General features: G+C 72.8%; 3 protein-coding genes. All 3 read left to right on the top strand.

What is annotated here, in order from left to right; all coding sequences use genetic code 11:
* The first annotated feature begins 37 nt into the window (after window positions 1–37).
* Window positions 38–1,084, top strand: a complete 1,047-nt coding sequence (gene purM / locus AC2H6A_RS18185) for a phosphoribosylformylglycinamidine cyclo-ligase (RefSeq protein ID WP_484275131.1) — start codon at window positions 38–40, stop codon at window positions 1,082–1,084.
* Between the two features lie 91 nt (window positions 1,085–1,175).
* Window positions 1,176–2,993, top strand: coding sequence for an autotransporter assembly complex protein TamA (locus tag AC2H6A_RS18180; protein ID WP_484275130.1), 1,818 nt, complete (start codon window positions 1,176–1,178; stop codon window positions 2,991–2,993).
* Window positions 2,993–4,377, top strand: a 1,385-nt coding sequence (locus tag AC2H6A_RS18175) for an AsmA family protein (protein ID WP_484275129.1), incomplete at its 3' end; no start/stop codon positions are given. The genes AC2H6A_RS18180 and AC2H6A_RS18175, both read left to right, overlap by 1 nt.

Raw genomic sequence — 4,377 nt, 5'->3', positions numbered from 1 at the left:
CGCGCCGGCGCGGCCCTCCGTCATCGGCCCCTCGACCATGAACACCCCGCTCTCCTACAAAGACGCCGGCGTCGACATCGACGCCGGCGACGCCCTGGTCGACCGCATCAAGCCGCTGGCTCGCCGCACGATGCGCGAGGGTGTGCTGGCCGGCATCGGCGGCTTCGGCGCGCTCTTCGAAGTGCCACGCCGCTACCGCGAGCCGGTGCTGGTGTCGGGCACCGACGGCGTGGGCACCAAGCTCAAGCTCGCCTTCGCGCTCGATCGCCATGACACCGTGGGCATCGATCTGGTGGCCATGAGCGTCAACGACATCCTGGTGCAGGGGGCCGAGCCGCTTTTCTTCCTCGACTACTTCGCCTGCGGCCGCCTGTCGGTGGACACCGCCGCGTCGGTGATCGGCGGCATCGCGCGCGGCTGCGAGATGGCCGGCTGCGCGCTGATCGGCGGCGAGACTGCCGAGATGCCCGGCATGTATCCCGATGGCGAATACGACCTCGCCGGCTTCGCGGTGGGCGCGGTCGAGAAGTCGCGCATCATCGACGGCCGCACCATCGCGCCGGGCGATGTGGTGCTGGGCCTGGCCTCCAGTGGCGCGCACTCCAACGGCTACTCGCTGGTGCGGCGGGTGATCGAGCGCGCCCACGGGTCCATCGATTCCCCTCGCATGGCCGACGATTTCCATGGCGCGCCCTTCGCCAACGCGGTCATGGCGCCCACGCGCATCTATGTGAAGCCGCTGCTCGAGCTGATCGGCCGTCTGCCGGTCAAGGGCATGGCCCACATCACCGGCGGCGGTCTGGTCGAGAACCTGCCGCGGGTGCTGGCCGAACCGCTGCAGGCGGTGCTGCACCGCGACGCCTGGCCGATGCCGCCGATCTTCCACTGGCTGCAGCGCGAGGGTGGCATCGCCGATGCCGAGATGCACCGGGTCTTCAATTGCGGCATCGGCATGGCCGTGGTGATGGGCGCCGAGCATGCCGACGAGGCCTGCGCGCTGCTCGTCGCGCAGGGCGAGACCGTGTACCGCATCGGCGAGATCGTCGCCCGCCCGTCAGGGCAGGCGCAGACCGTGGTGCGCTGAGCCCCGGGCCTGATTGCCGAGGAAGCCGGGCGTGGGCGCGGCGACGACGCGGATGCCGGTTCGAGGCGCCCAGGCTGATCGGGTGTGGTTGATGCTGCGGTTCATCGCAGTCCTCTGGGCCGCCGCCGTCCTCGGCTCGATGCCCGAGCTTGCGATCGCGCAGGGGAATCTGCGCGGGCCCCTGGGTGGCGCCCGAACCGTCAACTACCAGCTGCAGATCGAGGCTCCCGAGGAGCTGGTGGAGCCGCTGCGCGAGCGTACCCTGCTCGGTCGCTGGCGCGAGGATCCCGGCTTCGGCATCGAGCAGCTGCCGCTCTTTCTCGAGCGTGGCCGCGAGGAGGCGGTGGCGGTCGCGCAGGCCGCCGGGTTCTTCTCGGCCAGCGCGCGGGTGCTCACCGAGCCGGCCGAGCAGGCCGGCGCACCGCCGGTGGTGCGCATCGTGGTCGATGCCGGGGCGCGCACCACGGTGGCGGCCTTCAGCCTGAGCCTGCATGGCGCGGCCGCCGGCCAGCCGATCGAGAAGCAGCTCGCGCAGGCCTGGCCGCTGCCCGAGGGCAGCTTCCTGCGCTCTGCCGACTGGGAGCAGGGCAAGCGCGCGCTGCTCGAGCAGCTCCAGTCGGCCGGTTATCTGCGCGCCCGCATCGAGCAGAGCCGGGCGCGGGTCGATCCGGAGCTGACCGCCGCCCAGCTCTCGCTGGTGGTGGACAGCGGGCCGCGGATCGGCTTCGGGCCGCTGGTGCTCAAGGGGCTGCGGCGCTATCCGCGCTCGCTGGTCGACGATCTGCGCCCGTTCAGCGAGGGGGCGCCGTATTCGCTGGACCTGCTGCTCGCCTTCCAGCAACGCCTGCGGGTGGCCGGCCAGTTCAGCGCGGTGACGGTGCTGCCCGATCTCGCCGCCCTCGAGGCCGATGCCGAGCTGATGCAGGTGCCGCTGCTGGTGGACCTCTCCGAGCGCTCGCAGCAGCGGATCACCACCGGGTTGGGCTACTCCACCGATCAGGGCGCGCGCGGCCTGCTCGGCTATGACCACCGCAACCTGTTCGGCCGGGGCTGGCTGCTGGAGTCCGGTCTGCAGCTCGAGCAGGTGCGCGGCCGGGCCTTCCTCAACCTGCGCAGCCCGCAGGAGTCGGGCGGGCACTACTGGCAGGGCGGCCTGCGCAGCGAGCGGCTCGACACCCTGGGCGAGTACACGCGCACCCACACCGCCTACGCGGGTCGCGGCAAGCGCACCGAGGCCATCGACACCTTTCTCTCGCTGCAGTATCAGGCCGAATTCTCGCGGGTCGATGCCGGTGAGGGCGAACAGATCACCGGCAACCGGGCCGCGCTCACCCTGGGCTGGGCCTGGAGCCAGCGCCTGCTCGACTCGCGGGTCGATCCGCGTCAGGGCTACACCTTCAGCACGCAGGTCTCCGCGGCCTCGCGCGGCGTCCTGTCCGATCGCTCCTTCGTGCGGCTCTATGCCCGCGGCATGCGCTTCTGGCCGATCGACGGCGAGGGAGCGCTGCCGCGGGGCACCCTGATCGGTCTCGCCGAGGGCGGACTGGTGATTTCCGGCACGCGCGACGACATCCCTTCGCAGAACCTGTTCCGGGCCGGCGGCGCGCAGTCGGTGCGTGGCTATCGCTACCTGTCGCTGGGCCTGAAGGAAGGCGACGCGGTGGTCGGTGGCCGCGTGATGGCGCTGGGCAGCCTCGAGTACCAGGTGCCGGTGAGCGGCAACTGGTGGGCGGCCAGCTTCGTCGATGCCGGCAATGTGGTCGATGCCGTCGAGCAGTGGCGCCCGGCCGTGGGCTATGGCGTGGGCCTGCGCTGGCGCTCGCCGATCGGGCCGGTCAATCTCGATGTCGCCTACGGACAGCGCGACCGCGCGGTACGCGGCCACTTCTCCGTGGGCTACAGCTTCTGATGGCCGCCCTGCGCTCTCCGCTCGCGCGCTGGCTGGCCATCACGGCTGCGGTGCTGGCGCTGGCCGTCGTCGCGGCATGGCAGCTGCATGACCGGATCCTGGTCTGGGCGCTGGGGCAGGCGGTGCAGGCCAGCGATGGCCGCCTGCAGGTCGAGGGCGTGAGCGGCAGCCTCACCGAGGGCCTGCGCATCCAGCGGCTGGTCTGGCAGCCGCCGGCCGGCACCCGTGCCCGGCTTGCCGACCTGCGCCTGCGCTGGCAGTGGCCGCAGGCCTTGCGCGGCCGGGTGGTGATCGCCTCGCTGCAGGTGCGCGAGGCCGACGTCGATCTGGTCGATGACGGCTCGCCGCCCAGCCTGCCCGACTCGCTCGCCCTGCCGGTGCCGATGGCCTTGCTGGCAGGCCGCATCGAACGGCTGGCGCTGCGGCCGGCGCAGGGCGCGCCGATCGTGCTCGAGGCGGTGGAGCTGGTTGCCGACCACGACCCCGAGGCTGCGCGCTGGCGCATCGAGCGGCTGGCGGCGCGCACGCCCTGGGGCAGCGCCAGCCTCACCGGCCGCATCGCCACCGGCAAGCCCTTCGCGCTCGATGCGCGGGCCCGGGCCGACCTCGACTGGCAGGGCGTCTCGCTGGCTGCCCATGCGAGCGGCCCGCTCGGCGACATCGCGCTCTCGGTCCAGGCGAGGCCCCGGGGTGCCGCTCCCGACAGCGTGCCCGTGCTCGAGGCCGACACCGCCTGGCGGCTGCTGGCGGGCGGACTGGTCGAGCCGGTGCAGCTCAAGGCTCGCGGTCTGCGGCCGGCGCATCTCGGCCTGCCGGACCTGCGGGCGCTGATCGATGGCGAGGCCACGCTGCGATGGCGCCAGAACGCACCGGGCGAAGCCTTGTCGATGCGGGTGGCGCTTTCCAATCGCGAGCCTGCCCGGATCGATCAGGGCGGGCTGCCGGTGACCCGCGCCAGTGGCGTGCTGCGCTGGCGTGCCCCCCGCTGGCGGATCGACGATCTGCTCGCCGAACTGCCGGGCGAGGGGCGCCTCAGCGGCAGCGTCGACATCGATCCGGCGCGCCGTGTGTCGCTGCCGGGCCTGAACCTGCCGGGTCTGCGGGCTGCGCTGGTGGTGGCCGGGCTGCAGCCGGCGCTGCTGCATGCCGCGCTGCCGGCCGCCCGGCTGTCGGGCCGGGCGAATCTCGATGACGCGCAGTTTCTGCTCGCGCTGGCCGACAGCGCGCGCGGCGCGGCGGTCGTGCGGACTTCGGGCCGCGTGGCCGCCGACCGGGTGTCGTTCGACGAGTTCCGCCTGGCCGGTCTGCCGGCCTTTGGCGCTGCTGCCCTGGACGCCCGCGGTTCCCTGCAGATGGTGGCGCCCTGGGACATGGTGCTCGAGGG

The sequence above is a fragment of the Quisquiliibacterium sp. genome, from assembly GCF_982640115.1.
The sequence above is the reverse complement of the archived record's forward strand: the minus strand, read 5'-3'. Positions and strand labels throughout refer to the sequence as shown.